A 16,455-nucleotide genomic window follows, 5' to 3' on the forward strand; every position below is an offset into this window, starting at 1 on the left:
GCGCTATGTTACTTTAAAATCTCTAACATAATTCACTAAAAATTCAACATTTTCAGGAGGGGTTTCCGGCATAATACCGTGTCCGAGATTAAAAATAAACTTCTTACCGTTAAAATTCGATAAAATCTTATTCACTTTTTCTTTAATTATATCCTTGTCGGTAAGTAGCACTATCGGGTCTAAATTGCCTTGTACTATTATTTTATTGCTCCACGATTTCATTATCTCAAGCGGTACATACTGATCACAAGCTATAATATCTATAGCTGTTTCCGCTATGTATTTTTCATATAGCCACCCGGAGTTTTTCGGAAAACCGATAATCGGAATATTAGGAAAATATTTTCGTATTTCCGTTATTATTTTTTTTGTAGGTTGTAATACAAAATCTACGTATTCTTCGCTGCTCAAAACTCCTGCCCACGAATCAAAAAGCTTTAATATATCTGCTCCGGCTTTTGCTTGATTTATGAGGTGATAAGCAGTTTTTTCGGTAATAAAACCTAAAAGCTCTTTGGCTAATTGTTTATTTTCGTAAATAAATTTTTTGCTTATTTTAAAATCCTGTTTGCCTTTTCCCTCTAACATATAGCTCATCACTGTCCACGGGCTACCTGTAAAACCGATTAAAGAAGTATGTTTCGGTAACTCAGCTTTTACTTTTCTGATTATCTCATAGATAGGAAAAAGTTTTTTATTATGATCATTTTCTAAATATCTAAAATCATCGTGCGATTTGAATCGGCGTAATATAGGACCTATATTTTCTTCAAACCTTATATCCCAACCAAGTGCATGCGGTAATACTAAAATATCGGAAAAAATTATTGCCGCATCAAAATTGTAACGTCTTATCGGCTGCAGGGTTATCTCAGTTGCTTTATTAACATCGTAGCATAACTCAAGAAAACTATCTACCGTTTTCCTGATTTTCATGTATTCCGGTAAGTATCTACCTGCCTGCCGCATGAGCCAAATAGGAGTATTAGTATTGTTGTTCTTCAGAAGCTCAAAAATTTGATTCATGTTACTACTAAATAACTATATTAAATATATTCTTTATAGTTGTATATGGGAACGATATTATGTAGATTAATTCTTTTCAACATAGTTATCAACAAAATTCTTTTTCAAATTACCTTAAGTTATTTAGTGATTATAACAATTATTCACATAAATTTACAGTAGCTTCTATATAGTGGATAACTAAGTGTAAGATTTGTTTATACCTCTTGAGAACTGTATTTTACAAAGCATTTGGGTATTTATTCACAATTTTATCCACAAATTAACCACTAAAGAAAAATTAGCACTGAAAAGCTTTATCCAATAAGGGTTTAGAGCTTATTTTGATGGAAATTAATACAATAATAAGAAGTTATTAAGAAAATTATCCACAATAACATATGTAACCCATGACAAAGCTGATTATTCACCTTGTTTCAGACTCTTCCGTACAAACTGCTAAATATGCAGCAAATTCTGCTCTTGCTCAATTTGCTACTATTAGACCAAAATTATATCATTGGCCGATGATTAGAAATCTAGAATTATTGAAAGAGGTATTAAATAAAATTGACTCCAAGCACGGTATGGTTTTGTACACTATTGCAGATCAAGAATTACGTAAAACATTAATGAAATTTTGTTATGAGCTAAAAATTCCGTGTATTTCGATAATAGGTAAAATTATTAAAGAAGTGTCGGCATTTTCAGGAATAGAAATAGAAAAAGAACAAAGTTATAGATATAAATTCGATAAGACCTATTTTGATACGGTTAATGCTATTGATTACGCTATTAGGCATGACGACGGGCAAATGCTTAGCGAACTAGCAGAGGCCGATGTTATTTTAATAGGACCTTCGAGAACTTCAAAAACCCCTACTTCCGTATATTTAGCTTATAACGGCTTAAAAACGGCAAATATCCCTTATGTTTATAACTGCCCTTTTCCTGATTTTTTGGAAAAAGTTACCGAGCAATTAGTAGTAGGACTTGTTATTAATCCTAATAGACTTATTCAAATACGTGAGGCACGAATGAATCTATTACAAATTAATGAAAATACTAACTATACGGATTTTAAAATAGTTCAAGAAGAATGTTTAGAAGTTAAAAGAATTTGTCAGCAGAAAAATTGGCCTGTAATAGACGTATCGACAAAATCAATAGAAGAAACAGCGGCCTTGATAATGAAGATATATTATAATCAAAAAAAAACTATCTATGCAAAATAAAAAATTTTCATTATTTACAACTATGAAAGGGTGCCTTATAATTTGAGTTTAGGTAAAGATGTCATTCCCGCGCAGGCGGGAATCTAGAAAAAACACTTTTCTGTCATCCTGAATTTATTTCAGGATATACTAAAAAAAGATGCTGAAACAAGTTCAGCATGACAAGGACTGGATTCCCGCTTTCGCGGGAATGACATCAAAAATTTGAGCCAGGCAACAAAGCCTCCGGTCGCTCGCCATGACGATTCCGGTAACCATGCAACAAGGACGTGCGAGAACGATATCGAAAATTTAAAAATCAAGGTAATTATGGCAAATAACGTAACGGACAAGTCTTTTGAAGAAGAAGTATTAAAATCCGATCTACCGGTATTGGTTGATTTTTGGGCAGAATGGTGCGGTCCATGTAAGATGCTAACACCGATAATAGAACAATTAAGCCAAGAATTGCAGGGGAAGGTAAAAATTCTAAAAATGGATATTGAAGAGAATCCGGAAACACCTTCAAAATACGGAATACGTAGTATCCCGACGCTGATCCTGTTTAAAGAAGGTAAACAAGCCGATATTAAAATAGGCGCGTCAGAAAAAAAATCTATTTTAGAATGGATTAATAAATCTATTTAATACTAATTAGCGTTATTATGTTACCTAAACATTCAAATGTATTTATAGAAATAACGGATGGTTGCGTTGAAGGGATTGACACCAGAAAACGAGCACAAGGGTTAAAACATTTTTTTTTAGGCAAAGGAGAATTATTTTCTTTAAATATTCCTATATTACATGATATTAATTTTTCTTGTTATCAAGGAGAAAAAATAGCTTTTATCGGTAGTAACGGTTCCGGTAAAAGCTCTCTTCTAAAGGTAATAGCGGGAATTTACCCGTTAAAATCCGGTAAAATAAAAGTTCACGGAAATATTGCGGCAATTATTGATATGGGAGTCGGTTTTGAACCTGAACAAACGGGTCGCGAAAATATTAAAATGCTGATGCTATATAGTAACATGTTAGATAAATATAGCAAAAAGGTTGAGCAAGAAATTATAGAATTTTCCGAGCTTGGTAGTAAAATTGATTTACCGATAAAAAATTATAGTTCCGGAATGCTATCACGCCTTGCTTTTTCGGTATCAATATTTCAAAATCCTCAGATTCTTTTACTTGACGAAATTTTTGCGGCAGGTGATAATTATTTTATAGAGAAGTCACTTAGTTTGATGAAAAATAAATTTAAGAATACGCCTATTTCAATAATCGTCAGTCATCAAGAAGATATTATTAAGGATAATTGTAATAGATGTATTTTATTACAAGAGGGTAGTATTGTCGGTGACGGTGATCCGACTGAAATATTTAAAATTTTTAATAGAGAAACTCATACATGATAAAGTATTTTTTTTCCAAAAAATACTGGCGATCAGTAATATTATTAGTTAAAACTTCTATAAGCCGCCAAAATAAAGATTCTTTTTTGGGTTCTTTATGGAGTTTGATACAGCCTTTTGTCCATATAATGGTAATTTCTTACTTTTTTGCTTTTCTATTAAAACAGCCAAGGGAATTCATGATAATGAATTTAGTAGGAGGTATCCCTTTATGGACTTTTATAGTAAGTAGCCTAACTATCTCATCAAATTCACTAGTAACGCGTGATCAAATAGTTAAAAAGGTCGGAATTTCAAAAACTTTCTTTCCGGTAGCTGATAGTTTAGCGCAAGTTTACAATTTAATTTGTTCATTCTCGGCGATGTATTTTGCGTTTATTTTATTATTTCCGGAAAAATTTAGTTGGCAAATAATTTTTATGCCGATCCTTATATTACCGTTAATAGTCTGCGTAGTTAGCGGTTCTATTGCGGTGGCGTTTTTAACTCCCTATATCCGAGATATTCCACAGATATTAAACGTTATTTTAAGTGTAGTTTACTGGACTATTCCGATCATCTATCCGTATTCTATGATACCGGAATCTAAAAAGATATTCTTTGAGCTTAATCCGTTCTTTTTGGTTATTAGACCGGCGCAGTCTTTAGTAAGTGAAGGAAGATTACCGGATTTAATACTAGTTATTAAATCTATTATAGTGGCATTTATTACCGTTTGTATAAGCTATCTTATCTATAAACGCTTTTCTAAAAAAGTTATTTATTACTTATGAAGCTCAGTTTTAATCTAGATTTTAACAATTTAGATTTAGAAGGTCTTAAAAAATTAGATCAGATATTTTTAAGTTTTCTTCTTGAAGGTGATAAGTCTCTATATAACGATATTTTATTTTTGCGATCTAATTCTCATTGTATAGCTACAAAGCATTATTCAGATTTTTTATTAAAAATTGCACCTTTTTTAGACGATTTTTTAGCTGAATTATTTAATATTTCTAAAGCGGTTAGTGAATTAAGACAGCAGCATAAAGAATTTGACGTAATTTATGAATGTAAGAGGAAATTCATTCAACGTTATGCATTAAAGAAATATCCTATCGAAAAAATAAAAGAAATTAATTTTGAGAATATTTTTACGGCATTAACTAAGCTTTTAGGAGAAAATTTTACTTCCAAAGAATTTGCCAAGCAAGTAATTAAATGGCAATTAGAGGAAGAGAAGTTTTCAAAAGAATTAGATGTAGCAGCTCAGTATGCGGTGTGTAGGGTTTATGGTGAGGAATCGGAGAGTGGTTCATCATTCTCCGTCATTGCGAGGAGATGCGATAGCATCGACGTGGCAATCCAGAAAAATAATAATTTCACCACTTGGAATGTTAAGTCCTCTTTAGATTGCCGCGTCGGTACTTACGTACCTCCTCGCAATGACGAGAGTGTATTATTCACCATCCCCCAAAAACTCGATAAAGATAACCTAATCGACCCTAAAAAAATAGCGAAATATCAAACAAACGTCAGAGAGGGTTTTGATTATTTCGATCCTTCTATTAATTTAAATGCAGCTTTAAATCATGCTCATTATTGCATTTATTGCCATAAACAAGAAAAAGACTCCTGTTCTAAAGGTTTTGTCCGCAATCGTCATTGCGAGGAGGCACAAAGTGCCGACGCGGTAATTCAGGAAAATTATAGTCATACTGAACTTGTTTCAGGAGCTAATAAAGAGATGCTGAAACGATTTCAGCATGACGAGATGGATTCCCGCCTGCGCGGGAATGACATAAGAGAAGGCGGGGATGGCATAAAAAGGGATAGGAATGACATCCAAAAACAAGGCTGCCCGTTAAAACAAAAAATTTCCGAGATGAATTACGTTAAAGCGCAAGGCTTTAATTTAGCGGCTCTGGCGATTATTGTTATCGATAACCCGATGGTGGCAGCTACGGGTCATAAAATTTGTAATGATTGTGCAAAATCTTGTATTTATCAAAAACAAGAACCGGTAAATATTCCGTTAATTGAGTCAAATATTTTAGAAGAAACGCTTAATTTACCTTATGGGCTTGAGATATATTTACTCCTTACCCGTTGGAATCCTCTGAATATTATTGTTCCTTTGCCGCAAGAATCAACCGGCTATAATGTTTTAGTCACGGGGCTGGGTCCGGCGGGCTTTAGCCTTAGTTATTATTTATTACGCTCCGGTCATAATGTGGTCGCGATAGACGGCTTAAAAATTAGCCCCCTGCCTTTTGATGTTAATGAACCTGTAAAATATTGGGCTGAATATAAACAGCGATTATCAGAAAGAATCCCGAAAGGTTTCGGCGGAGTAGCAGAATACGGAATTACTAGCCGGTGGGATAAAAATAATTTGGATATATTACGGTTAATATTAGAACGAAATAATAATTTTAAATATTACGGTGCGGTGCGCCTTGGCAGTAATATAACTACCTCCCAAGCGTTTGAGCTCGGTTTTGATCATATAGCTTTTTGCAGCGGAGCAGGACAGCCTAAAATTCCGGAAACGGATAATTTTACCGCAAATTTTATGCCCAAGGGAGTTAAAACGGCTTCCGATTTTCTTATGACGCTGCAAAGTAGCGGAGCATTTTTAGAGAAATCTATTACTAATATGGTAATTAGGATGCCGATAGTGATAATTGGCGGCGGGCTTACTTCTCTCGATGCGGCAACGGAAAGTTTTTATTACTATAAAATGCAAGTAGTAAAGTTTTTTGCTAATTATGAGTTAGCGGTTAAAAAACACGGCAAAGCTTATGTCGAAAAAGATTGGACATTAGAGGACAAAGAAATAGCCGAGGAATTTATTAGCCATGCAAAATTATTTAAAGAAGCAAATAGCCGCCAAGCGATAAGAGAAATTTTTACTAAGCTCGGAGGAATTACTATTTATTATCGCGGAGAGTTAAAAAATTCTCCTGCTTATAAATTAAATCATGAGGAATTACTGCATGCTATGGCGGTAGGCATAAATTTTGTCGAAAATATGCAGCTGCGCGCTATTAACGTTGATAAATATGATTATGTTGAATCTGTGGAATATCGATGTCATACCCGCCCTCAATGTCATTCCCACGAAGGCGGGAATCCGGAAAAAATGTATATGGATTCCCGCCGTTGCCGGAATGACATTATACAGCTAAATTCAGAAAGATTTAGACAATGTGAATTTAAAGGTGAGCCTGCGCAGCGTATAATAATACGTGAGCACAGGCGAATCCAGAAAAATTCGCTTGTATCAAGCGATCGAGATGACGCTGTACAAGTACAAGCCAGAACCGTGATTATGGCAGTCGGCACTGAAAATGCAGAAATAGAACCGCAAGAAGAAAGATATAGTTACTTTGGTGATTGTGATCGAAAATATGCCGGCAGTGTAGTTAAGGCACTTGCTAGTAGTAAAGAAGGATATGAAAATATAAATAAGAGACTGGATGCCGTGGCGGGGTCACGGAATGACAAACTTTTCAGGTTAGCCGAGTATACAGGGGATTATAAGGAGTTTTTTGGAAAGCTTGATTATTTATTAAATAGTAAAATTGAAAAAATAAATATTTTATCGGATAAAATAGTCGAGTTAGTAATCCACTCGCCGCTAGCTGCACAAAATTTTAAGCCGGGGCAATTTTTCCGCCTACAAAATTATTCGGATGACGTAACCAAATTAATGGAGCCGTTAGCTCTTACCGGTGCGTATGTTGATTTGGAGAAAAATTTAATTCATTTAATAATTCTCGAAAGTGGGCAGTCTAGTAATTTATGTAGGCATCTTTCCATAGGTGAATCTATTGCTTTGATGGGACCGACCGGCGCGCCGACCGAAATATTAAAAGATAGTAATATAGTGCTAGTCGGCGGCGGGCTTGGTAATGCAGTATTGTTAAGTATCGGTCAAGCTTTGAAGAAAAATAATTGCCGAATTACCTATTTTGCCGGTTATAAGAAATTAGCCGATAGATTTTATGCAGAAAAAATTGAAGAAATAGCGGACAGAGTAATTTGGTGTTATGAGGAGGAACAAAAATGTCATTCCCGCGCAGGCGGGAATCTATGCATCAAAGGCACCGTGATAGACGGCATTAAATATGTGCAAAATCAAAAAGCGGAATTTCCTCAAATAGATAGGATAATAGCTATCGGTTCTGCCGAGATGATGGAAGCGGTAAGTAATATAAAGGATGAAGTATTCGGTAAAAGTGCCGAATTGATCGTTAGCGTTAATGCTTCAATGCAATGTATGATGAAAGGAGTTTGCGGGCAATGCGTGCAAAAAGTTAAAGGCGATAAAAGTTATATTTTTGTATGTAGCTGCCAAGATCAAAATGCTGAGATAATTGATTTTCCAAGCCTAAAAAATCGATTGCAACAAAATTCCTTACAAGAAAAATTACAAAAATTAGAATAAATGCAAGCAGTATATACTAAATTAACGCGAACTATGGATAATTCTTATCCATAGTTGTGGTTAATTTATATACGGAATTTTTCATGAACGATTTGACCGCCGTTAGTAAGTAGCATTTGTTGCACTAATTCATCGTCGATATTAAATTTACCGTTCTGAAATGCATAAATTAATAAATTATATAAATTTTTAGAATATAATTTAGAAGCGTCAGTCGCGATCTTGCCGGCTAAATTTGACAATCCTATTATCGTAACGCCGTTTTTAACAATAATTTGGTCGAATTTTGAACCTTCAACATTGCCGCCGGTAGAAGTTGCAATATCAACAATTACCGTGCCGTATTTCATGGAAGCAACCATTTGCTCCGTGACTAATATAGGTGCTTTTTTCCCCGGAATCTGTGCCGTAGTAATAACTATATCGTAATTTTTAATTATTTTTGCTAAGAATTCTTCCTGTTTAACTTTGTCATCACTTGACACTTCCGAAGCATAACCGGATTTATCTTGCAAATCATTACTTAGTTCCGGCGAGACAAATTTTGCTCCCAAACTTTCTACCTGCTCTTTTGTTGCTATTCGTACATCATAGCCGGCAACGGCGCTACCAAGCCTTTTAGCGGTGGCAATAGCTTGCAATCCTGCAACGCCGATGCCAAGCACCAGCGTTTTACACGGTGTGATTGTGCCGGCTGCCGTCATCATCATCGGGAAGCCCCTAGTGAAATGATAACTTGCTTCAATTACGGCTCTGTAACCGGCTAAATTACTTTGAGATGATAAAGCATCCATATTTTGTGCTTTAGTAATCCGCGGTACTAACTCCATAGCAATACCGATCAGATTTTTTTTGGCTAATTGCGCAAGATAATCATGATTTAAATAAGGAGATAATAGTCCGATAATAATTGCGTTTGGTTTGGCAAATACTAGTTCACTATATTTATCAGTTAAAGGCGATGGCTGTACTTTTAATATAATGTCGGCATCTGAAATAATCTCAAGAGGAACTGCCGAAATTTTTGCTCCGACATCGCTATAGTCTTTATCTAAAAAACCGGCAAGCAAGCCGATTTCCTTTTCCACTACAACCAAAAAGCCTTTTTTAACCAAAAGCCCTGCTACTTCAGGGGTAATAGCGGTACGCGTTTCATTCTCGGCTCTTTCTTTTAAGGCAGCAATTTTGGCGGTAATTTTCATAAAATATTTAAGTTTGAATTATATATTGGTATTGTGTATACTAGGCTAACCTAGGAAATTGAGATTTATGTCCTTCCTAGCGGCGGCGGGCGTTGCTGCTTGGCTCTAAAATTAATAAAAAACCCGTCATTGCGAAGCCACGAAGTGGCTGCGGCAATCCAGGCTATCCAGAATTACATTCGGGATTTAATTAGAATACTAAACAAGTTTAGTATAAAAATATGTTTATACCGGATTGCCGCGTCGGGACTACGTCCCTCCTCGCAATGACGATTCCGGTAGCCATGCCGCCGCTGCGGCGGGAAGCCGGCACTTTAAAGCATTTCTTTACATTGTAAAATAAAACACCTAAATATCAAAATGAAAAAACTATTTTCTTTAATTATTCTTTGTTTCTTGGTGAATATATCTACCGCAAGTGCCGTAAATAACGAAGCTATTTCACAATTTAAAACATATTTACGCGAAATAAAATCCGTAGCCATAGATTTTACTCAAGAAGATTCGCACGGCAATAAAGCCGACGGGAAATTATTAATAAATAAGCCTCATAAATTTCATTGTAATTATTATCCACCTTTTCCACTTGTTATTATCGGCAATAAAAATTACGTATCGGTATATGATTATGATATGCAACAAGTAAGCCGAGTTAAGACGACTGAAAATATATTTAATTTTTTGTTAGAAGATAAAGAAGGGTTTGACAAGCATTTCACTTTTAAATCGGCAATAGATAAAGACAATATTTTTAAAATTACCATTTATCATAGTTTAACGGAACGTCGTAGCGAGATCACTTTTAATAAGTCTACGAAACAGCTGCAAATGATGAAAATATTTGAAGACGGCAATATTATTACTATTACATTCAATAAAATCGTTAAAGTACAAAAATTTGTCGATGATTTATTTAAGCTAAGAAGCCCTGAAATATTCGGTCCGCCGGAGCGATTAGATAAATCTGCGATAGAAAAAAAATATGCTGTTGTTAGTTAATACTTGTTTCTTTAAAACAAACAAGTTATGTTATTTATGCTAGCGGTGGGCATTGGTTTTATTCAGGTGGTCAGGTTCGGAAGAAAGCAGCCAAAGTAAGATTTAGTGGGTCACTGCTAGTAGTATACTGCTCGCCTTTCAAGAATTGGTCGGGATGTCATTCCCGCGTGGGATAGGCTTTGTTGCATGGCTCATAATTTTTGATGTCATTCCCGCTTTCGCGGGAATCCAGTCTTGTCATGCTGAACTTGTTTCAGCATCTCATTAATAGATCCTGAAATAAATTCAGGATGACTATAATTTTTCTAGATTCCCGCTTTCGCGGGAATGACATACGGCACTTTTTTAGAGCCATGCAACAAGGTCTTGCCGCAACCACTTCGTGGCTTTGCAATGACGTTTGGGTAATCCGCACAATGAAGTTGCGTACGCAATACCAAAAAGTTTTAACTGTGAAATCATCCGTTCAATATATTCCTTTTGCTAGAAAATATCGTCCTAGCAACTTCTTTGAGCTGCAAGGGCAAGAAGTATTAGTAAAAATTTTAAGCCATACTATTCTTAGTAATCGGCTTGCTCAAGGTTATCTTTTAACAGGTATTCGAGGAGTCGGTAAAACTAGCTCGGCACGTATTATTGCCAAAACCGTTAACTGCACCGACTTAATTACCGAAGGCGTAAATATTAGAACATGTGAGCTATGTTCTAATTGCATCAGCTTTAATAACCATAACCATCCTGATATAATCGAGATTGATGCCGCAAGCCGCACTAGCGTTGAGGATATACGTAAAATAATAGAATCGGCTGAATATAAACCTTTGCTCTCGCAATATAAAATCTTCATTATCGATGAAGTGCATATGCTTTCTAAAGGTGCTTTTAACGCACTACTTAAAACTTTAGAGGAGCCGCCGCCTCATATAATATTTATTTTTGCGACCACCGAAGTACAAAAAATTCCTTCTACTATTATTTCAAGATGCCAAAGATATGATTTAAGAAGGCTAACATTTGAGGAAATTTTCAATTTACTTACCTTTATTGCAGATAAGGAAGGTTTAAAAGTAGAGCCTGCAGCTTTAAAAATAATTGCCGCCAAATCCGATGGGTCAGCAAGAGATGCGGTTTCTATTTTAGATCAAGCTGCCGGTATGTCGGCAAAGTCGGACAGTTTAATCACTTGCCAAATGATTAACCGAATACTTGGGTTAGTCGATATTGCCGTTATCATAGAATTTTTTAATTACATAATTAATAGAGACGTAACAAGCGCCATTACCTTAGTGGATAAACTCTATATGTCTTCCGCTAATCTTGAAATTTTTATTGAATCGGTAGCGGATTTTATAGCTTATCTTAATAAGATAAAAATGTTACCTAATTATAGTTTGCCGATATATGAATCTTTTAGCGAAATTAAAGATATTTTAGCTAAAATTAGTTTCTCGCGTTTATCGGTTCTTTGGCAGATATATAGCAAAGCTATTCAGGAGGTTAAAATTTCCTATAATCAATTAACTGAAACGGAGATGCTAGTAATAAAATCTATTTATTCCCAATCTCTGCCGTCTATGGAGGAGCTAGCAAGTGTTAGCACCCCTGTTAATACTCACCAGGTACTTCAGATTAAAGAAGATTATAAAATTATAGATTTCCTTAAATATCTCCATCAAAGTAATGAAATGGAAATTTATTATTTATTATTAAATGAAGTTGAAATAAAAAGTTTTGCTAATAATAAACTAAGAATCGTCGGTCCTAATATTACTAGCAAAGTAAAACAACAAATTAGCGAATTGCTATTTAGTTGGAGCAACGAACAATTTGAGGTGCTAGTTACTAAACAGTTAGAAATTCAAAATTTAAAAAGTCAATTAACTAACAAAATAGAAGCAAGTAAAGACTTAGAATTAATTAAAAAACATTTTCCAAGTGCAATAATTTCGGATATATTGCTTAAAAATTAAAGGGTAAAATTATGGTAAATATTAATCAGTTTTTTAAACAAGCTCAAGTAATGCAAAAGAAAATGCAGGAAGCTCAAGAGCAGATGGCAAATACTAAATATACCGGTAAAGCAGGCGGCGGGCTTGTAGAAATAGTTGCAACAGGGCGCGGGGAAATTGAAAAAGTTTCAATAGATGCATCTTTATTAAAGGAAGAAGAAAAAGAAATTTTAGAGGATTTAATCAAGGTTGCTATTAATGATGCAAAGCAAAAATGTGATCAGGATTCTCAGAATTCTTTATCAGGCGCTTTAGACGGCTTAAATTTGCCGCCCGGCTTTAAAATGCCGTTTTAAGTAAATAACCCGATAGTTTCAATATTGCTAATTCTTAGCTTAAAAAATCGATCTTCCGCCTTTTTTACTAAAGCCGATATGAGTTTGCTCAAGTTTTTTAATCAGCTTGGGGGAATATGTTTTTATATCACGCGGTTTACCGCCTTCATATTTTTTAGCTAAATCCATTCCTCCCTTTATCATATTATAAGCAAAGTTCATTTTTTTTGTTTCGCCTGCTATTCTTTTGGGATTCATAAACATATAAATTTGATAAACAGCGAAACTTTTCATCAACCGTTTTAAATTTATTCTAGATTCCTTGCTAATGCCTTGCAGTTTATCTTTTGGATTAGCAAGTCCTTTGGTAGCATCCTTGACAAGCTTAGAATGTTGTTGCATTAAATAATTACTTACATCGGCAACATTTTTATTAATAACTTTCTCATTAATTTTAAAGTTGAAATTTTTCATCCCGCCAAAATACTTACGAATCAATAAAATAATTTGTGATTGTAATTTAGTTAAATCCATAGTTTGTTCATTTAAAAGTGCTAGTATCTGTTCGATATCTTGCTCAAATTGCTCATTCCCGCTAAGTTCTTCAAAGATTTTTTCCGCTTCTTCGGATTCAAGTTCATATTCATCGCTAATACCTACTAAAGCTTCTTTTATTTGGTCAGCGAATTTTTTAACTTCTTCCGGATTTTTTTTAACTTCTGCCATATTTATCTTTATTAGCTATAGTTAAACTTATAGTAATATTTTATTTAAGTATGTCTACAAAAAAACGTCAATTATAAATTATTATAATATATTTATTGAAAGGTATAGTTGGGAAGAGTTGTGGTTTATGGTCATTCCTGCGTAGGTGTATGAGTGTCAACTTAAGCGATAAAGGTCTATAAAGTCCATCATTGCGAGCGACTGAAGGCTTTGTTGCATGGCTACCGGAATCGTCATTGCGAGGAGGCACAAAGTGCCGACGTGGCAATCTAGTTAAACATATTTTTATACTAAAGTTGTTTAGTATTCTAATTAAATCCCGAATGTAATTCGGGATAGCCTGGATTGCCACGTCGGGACTACGTCCCTCCTCGCAATGACGGACTTTATGGATTTTTATCGCTTAAGTTGATACCCATACGCGTAGAGGCGTTGTTGCATGGCTCGAATTTTTGATGTCATTCTAGCTAAAAGCGGGAATCCAGAAAATATTTGAAGGTAACAATCAGGAGTTAAGTTTTTTAAATTAATTAGAAACCTGCATAGAATTTAACTTATTACATAATTTATAAATAGCTTGCTCCGTGCTACTAATTTTTCTATTCACCATTTTCAATAATTTTTCCGAAGATTTTTCGGTCACTTGAATTGATGAATGTAGCTGCTCCGCTAAATTTTTAAGAGAATCTTGAAGTTCAATAAAAGATTTTTTAAATTGCTCTTTAATTGAGATAGAAGACTCTTCAAGTTCTTTAATTTTTAAACAAAGATTTTCTATTAATTGATCTACTTTATTTTGCATTAAATTTAGCTGCTGCTTACGTCCGTCGGCAAGATAGCTAAAAGTTTCTTGCATTTTTGCCTGTATTCTTACTTTTGCCGTACGATCTAGCTCCCATACTAAACCTACTTTACTCATTAAGTATATTATCCACTTATGAACGTCAAAATGGTACCATTTTACGCCGTTACGATAATCCGATGGAAAAGCATGATGGTAATTATGCCAATTCTCTCCTAATAAGAATAAAGCCATCCACCAAACATCTCCGGCTGTTCCTTTATAGTATTTCTTACTACCGGCAAAATGGCATAAAGAATTAACGCAGAAAGTTGCTTGCTGTTGCAAAGCTCTACCTATCCCGATAAATAGAAACGCCATATAGGCTGATGCAAGCGTTCCGCCGATTAAGTAACCGATAAATAAAGGCACAATAACATTCATAAAAACAGCTATTTGCCAATAATATTTTAATTGCCATTTTAATAGTTTATTTCTACCGTGCTTTACCCATGTTATGCGATCAATAGATTTGTAGCTACCTTCTCCGATAAGCATCCAACCGAGATGAGACCATAAAAACCCCATTAACTTACTATCAAATTTTGAAGGACTATGAGGATCTTGAGCTTTATCGGTATAAGTATGATGTTTGTAATGATTTGATGCCCACGATAAAGCCGGTCCTTGCAGCGTTCCTGCCGACAGCATGACTAAAATAAACTCTACAAATTTATTTATTTTAAAGGCGTTATGTGACCATAATCGATGTAAACCGACTCCTACCGTAATGTTGTAAATATAATAACTACTAACCGTTAAAGTAATTTCAGTCCACCCTATTCCGTAATTAGTCCAGTATTTTATCAAAAGTAATATAAGTAAAAGAGGGTAAAAAATTAAAGCAAATAACGCAGGCTTATTGATTTTACTTAGCATAACTCAACCTAAATTAGTTTAGTAATAAGTTTCTTTTATCAAGTTATATTAACATATTTATCGGCATGACACAAAGGAATTCTTAATTTCAATATATTATTTAGTAAATTAATTGCCCTAGCGCATAGTTATATTTCTTCGCTATCGCTATTTTGCAGGTTAAGACCATAACCGACAAAACGTACCGTTTTTATAAATTTTTTTTCCTCGCCGATATCACCTAGTGCCTCTCTGATCCTGTTTATATGGACGTCTATAACACGTGGATTAAAATCTTTATCGTCTTCCCATAAATATGTTATCATTTTTTGACGAGAAAAAATAGTCGTTGGAAATTGTAGGAAAAGTTGCAAAATTTTAAATTCCGTAGGACCGAGCCGAACAATCTTACTGTTTTTATAAAGTTTTTGGGTATTTAGATCGATATTTATATTTTTAAATTTAACAACATTATCTTGCAAAATCGTTTTAGAACGCCTTAATAAATTTTTTATCGTATTTATTAATTGATCTGAAGAGAAAGGCTTGTGCAAAAATGAAATAAGATTATCCATTTCAGTCTGACTTAAATTTGATTCTTTTGAGGCGGATAGAAAAATTATCGGTATTTTTAATAATTTATCGACTTTTCTAATTGCGGTTATTACCGCCGCCGGCTCCTCCTGCAATTGCATACCGATTATAATTATAGCCGGTGTAATAGCAAGAGAAAGTGCTTTTTCTAGAGTATTAGCTTTTATTATATCAAATCCTGCTCTCTCGATAATATTATATAAAGAAATATTGATATTTTCTTTATGTTCGATGATTAAAACTTGAGGCAGTAATTTATCAAGCACTTAAAGTAATCTCCATTAAATATAGTTAATTATACTCAAAAATTGCCTTATTGAAAATTTTATTTAGGCATTTTTAAGTTATTATAGCAAATTATAAAGGCTTTATAGCAAATTTTATACAAAAAGAAATCAAGAAATATTATTTTAGTTAAAGATAATACTTGAATTAAATAGTTTTAATTGTTATAAATAATCTTTATTTTTAAGTTTGCTTGCTGGAGATTCTTATATATTATGAGCTTTTACGAATCAATTTTTATAGTACGTCAAGATGTATCGCTAAATGATATAGATAAAATTACCGATGATTTTGTTAAAATTGTTAAAGATAATAAAGGTACCGTTGTTAAAACCGAATATTGGGATTTAAGAACTTTGGCCTATAAAATAGGTAATAACAAAAAAGGACATTATATCTTTTTAGGTTTAGACACTAGTTCGGAAGTAATAAAAGAATTAGAAAGAAAAATGCGACTTAACGAAAATATTATTAGATTCCTTACTATTAAAGTGGAATCAATTAGTAGTGAATCTTCACCGATATTAAAAAATCACAATGTAGAAAATGAACCGGTGATTGACGTAACGGTTAGTAAGGATTAGTTTTAAAATATCATAGAAT

16 protein-coding genes and 1 other RNA gene are annotated in these 16,455 nt (G+C 34.0%); 11 read left to right on the plus strand and 6 right to left on the minus strand.

Annotated features, from left to right (window positions below; genetic code table 11):
* Positions 1–3: 3 nt before the first annotated feature.
* On the minus strand, positions 4–1,026 hold the full coding sequence (hemE, locus tag AAHM91_RS04855) for a uroporphyrinogen decarboxylase (protein WP_342270072.1): 1,023 nt from the start codon (positions 1,024–1,026) through the stop codon (positions 4–6).
* Positions 1,027–1,415: 389 nt separating this feature from the next.
* Here hemE and AAHM91_RS04860 point away from each other — a divergent pair, with 389 nt between their 5' ends.
* The 5 genes from AAHM91_RS04860 (at position 1,416) to AAHM91_RS04880 (ending at position 8,063) form a co-directional block, all read left to right on the plus strand.
* A complete protein-coding gene (locus AAHM91_RS04860) occupies positions 1,416–2,240 on the plus strand; it encodes a pyruvate, water dikinase regulatory protein (RefSeq protein WP_341793395.1) in 825 nt (274 codons plus the stop codon).
* A gap of 309 nt (positions 2,241–2,549) precedes the next feature.
* Positions 2,550–2,867 carry a thioredoxin gene (trxA, locus tag AAHM91_RS04865; protein WP_253310091.1) on the plus strand — a complete coding sequence of 106 codons (318 nt, stop codon included), beginning with the start codon at positions 2,550–2,552 and terminating at the stop codon, positions 2,865–2,867.
* Positions 2,868–2,884: 17 nt separating this feature from the next.
* Complete coding sequence (locus AAHM91_RS04870) at positions 2,885–3,631, plus strand: ABC transporter ATP-binding protein (protein WP_253308282.1); 747 nt, start codon at positions 2,885–2,887, stop codon at positions 3,629–3,631.
* Complete coding sequence (locus AAHM91_RS04875; protein WP_253308283.1) at positions 3,628–4,404, plus strand: ABC transporter permease; 777 nt, start codon at positions 3,628–3,630, stop codon at positions 4,402–4,404. Before AAHM91_RS04870 ends, AAHM91_RS04875 begins: the two co-directional genes overlap by 4 nt.
* Positions 4,401–8,063, plus strand: coding sequence for a palindromic element RPE3 domain-containing protein (locus tag AAHM91_RS04880; protein ID WP_342270073.1), 3,663 nt, complete (start codon positions 4,401–4,403; stop codon positions 8,061–8,063). The genes AAHM91_RS04875 and AAHM91_RS04880 overlap by 4 nt, the downstream gene beginning before the upstream one ends.
* Before the next feature lie 65 nt (positions 8,064–8,128).
* Here AAHM91_RS04880 and AAHM91_RS04885 read toward each other — a convergent pair whose 3' ends face one another.
* Positions 8,129–9,265, minus strand: a complete 1,137-nt coding sequence (locus tag AAHM91_RS04885) for an NAD(P) transhydrogenase subunit alpha (protein ID WP_342270074.1) — start codon at positions 9,263–9,265, stop codon at positions 8,129–8,131.
* 99 nt (positions 9,266–9,364) lie between these two features.
* Between AAHM91_RS04885 and AAHM91_RS04890 the strand changes: the two genes are divergently transcribed.
* From AAHM91_RS04890 to AAHM91_RS04910, 5 genes are all read left to right on the plus strand, one after another.
* On the plus strand, positions 9,365–9,535 hold the full coding sequence (locus AAHM91_RS04890; protein WP_342270075.1) for a hypothetical protein: 171 nt from the start codon (positions 9,365–9,367) through the stop codon (positions 9,533–9,535).
* A gap of 90 nt (positions 9,536–9,625) precedes the next feature.
* The gene (locus AAHM91_RS04895) at positions 9,626–10,264 is read left to right on the plus strand and encodes an outer membrane lipoprotein carrier protein LolA (protein WP_342270076.1); all 639 of its coding nucleotides are present in this window, start codon (positions 9,626–9,628) and stop codon (positions 10,262–10,264) included.
* Between the two features lie 33 nt (positions 10,265–10,297).
* An RNA gene (gene ffs, locus AAHM91_RS04900) (signal recognition particle sRNA small type) lies at positions 10,298–10,396 on the plus strand.
* A 284-nt stretch (positions 10,397–10,680) separates the two neighbouring features.
* Positions 10,681–12,234 (plus strand): DNA polymerase III subunit gamma/tau, encoded by a 1,554-nt coding sequence (gene dnaX / locus AAHM91_RS04905; RefSeq protein ID WP_341794206.1) that lies wholly within the window; start codon positions 10,681–10,683, stop codon positions 12,232–12,234.
* Positions 12,235–12,245: 11 nt separating this feature from the next.
* Positions 12,246–12,569, plus strand: a complete 324-nt coding sequence (locus AAHM91_RS04910; RefSeq protein WP_341793389.1) for a YbaB/EbfC family nucleoid-associated protein — start codon at positions 12,246–12,248, stop codon at positions 12,567–12,569.
* Between the two features lie 39 nt (positions 12,570–12,608).
* Here AAHM91_RS04910 and AAHM91_RS04915 read toward each other — a convergent pair whose 3' ends face one another.
* The 4 genes from AAHM91_RS04915 to AAHM91_RS04930 all read right to left on the minus strand — a co-directional run bounded on the left by AAHM91_RS04915 (position 12,609) and on the right by AAHM91_RS04930 (position 15,833).
* Entirely contained in the window at positions 12,609–13,274 is a 666-nt protein-coding gene (locus AAHM91_RS04915; protein WP_253308289.1) for a DUF5394 family protein, read from the minus strand.
* A 67-nt stretch (positions 13,275–13,341) separates the two neighbouring features.
* On the minus strand, positions 13,342–13,626 hold the full coding sequence (locus AAHM91_RS04920) for a hypothetical protein (protein ID WP_342270077.1): 285 nt from the start codon (positions 13,624–13,626) through the stop codon (positions 13,342–13,344).
* A gap of 174 nt (positions 13,627–13,800) precedes the next feature.
* Entirely contained in the window at positions 13,801–14,994 is a 1,194-nt protein-coding gene (locus AAHM91_RS04925) for an acyl-CoA desaturase (RefSeq protein WP_342270078.1), read from the minus strand.
* A 128-nt stretch (positions 14,995–15,122) separates the two neighbouring features.
* Positions 15,123–15,833 (minus strand): response regulator transcription factor, encoded by a 711-nt coding sequence (locus AAHM91_RS04930; RefSeq protein WP_342270079.1) that lies wholly within the window; start codon positions 15,831–15,833, stop codon positions 15,123–15,125.
* Positions 15,834–16,067: 234 nt separating this feature from the next.
* On the opposite strand from AAHM91_RS04930, the gene rpsF reads away from it, so the two are divergent.
* Positions 16,068–16,436, plus strand: coding sequence for a 30S ribosomal protein S6 (rpsF, locus tag AAHM91_RS04935; protein ID WP_342270080.1), 369 nt, complete (start codon positions 16,068–16,070; stop codon positions 16,434–16,436).
* Positions 16,437–16,455 lie beyond the last annotated feature (19 nt).

This window comes from Rickettsia endosymbiont of Orchestes rusci, from assembly GCF_964030945.1.
Classification (GTDB): Bacteria; Pseudomonadota; Alphaproteobacteria; order Rickettsiales; family Rickettsiaceae; genus Rickettsia.

What these genes read in the sequence shown, in the direction of transcription:
- AAHM91_RS04875 (WP_253308283.1), top strand. Translation starts at nt 3,628, where the DNA reads ATGATAAAGTATTTTTTTTCCAAAAAATACTGGCGATCAGTAATATTA.
- rpsF (WP_342270080.1), top strand. Translation starts at nt 16,068, where the DNA reads ATGAGCTTTTACGAATCAATTTTTATAGTACGTCAAGATGTATCGCTA.
- trxA (WP_253310091.1), top strand. Translation starts at nt 2,550, where the DNA reads ATGGCAAATAACGTAACGGACAAGTCTTTTGAAGAAGAAGTATTAAAA.
- AAHM91_RS04885 (WP_342270074.1), bottom strand. Translation starts at nt 9,265, where the DNA reads ATGAAAATTACCGCCAAAATTGCTGCCTTAAAAGAAAGAGCCGAGAAT.
- AAHM91_RS04860 (WP_341793395.1), top strand. Translation starts at nt 1,416, where the DNA reads ATGACAAAGCTGATTATTCACCTTGTTTCAGACTCTTCCGTACAAACT.
- dnaX (WP_341794206.1), top strand. Translation starts at nt 10,681, where the DNA reads ATGAAGTTGCGTACGCAATACCAAAAAGTTTTAACTGTGAAATCATCC.
- AAHM91_RS04895 (WP_342270076.1), top strand. Translation starts at nt 9,626, where the DNA reads ATGAAAAAACTATTTTCTTTAATTATTCTTTGTTTCTTGGTGAATATA.
- hemE (WP_342270072.1), bottom strand. Translation starts at nt 1,026, where the DNA reads ATGAATCAAATTTTTGAGCTTCTGAAGAACAACAATACTAATACTCCT.
- AAHM91_RS04870 (WP_253308282.1), top strand. Translation starts at nt 2,885, where the DNA reads ATGTTACCTAAACATTCAAATGTATTTATAGAAATAACGGATGGTTGC.
- AAHM91_RS04925 (WP_342270078.1), bottom strand. Translation starts at nt 14,994, where the DNA reads ATGCTAAGTAAAATCAATAAGCCTGCGTTATTTGCTTTAATTTTTTAC.
- AAHM91_RS04880 (WP_342270073.1), top strand. Translation starts at nt 4,401, where the DNA reads ATGAAGCTCAGTTTTAATCTAGATTTTAACAATTTAGATTTAGAAGGT.
- AAHM91_RS04910 (WP_341793389.1), top strand. Translation starts at nt 12,246, where the DNA reads ATGGTAAATATTAATCAGTTTTTTAAACAAGCTCAAGTAATGCAAAAG.
- AAHM91_RS04915 (WP_253308289.1), bottom strand. Translation starts at nt 13,274, where the DNA reads ATGGCAGAAGTTAAAAAAAATCCGGAAGAAGTTAAAAAATTCGCTGAC.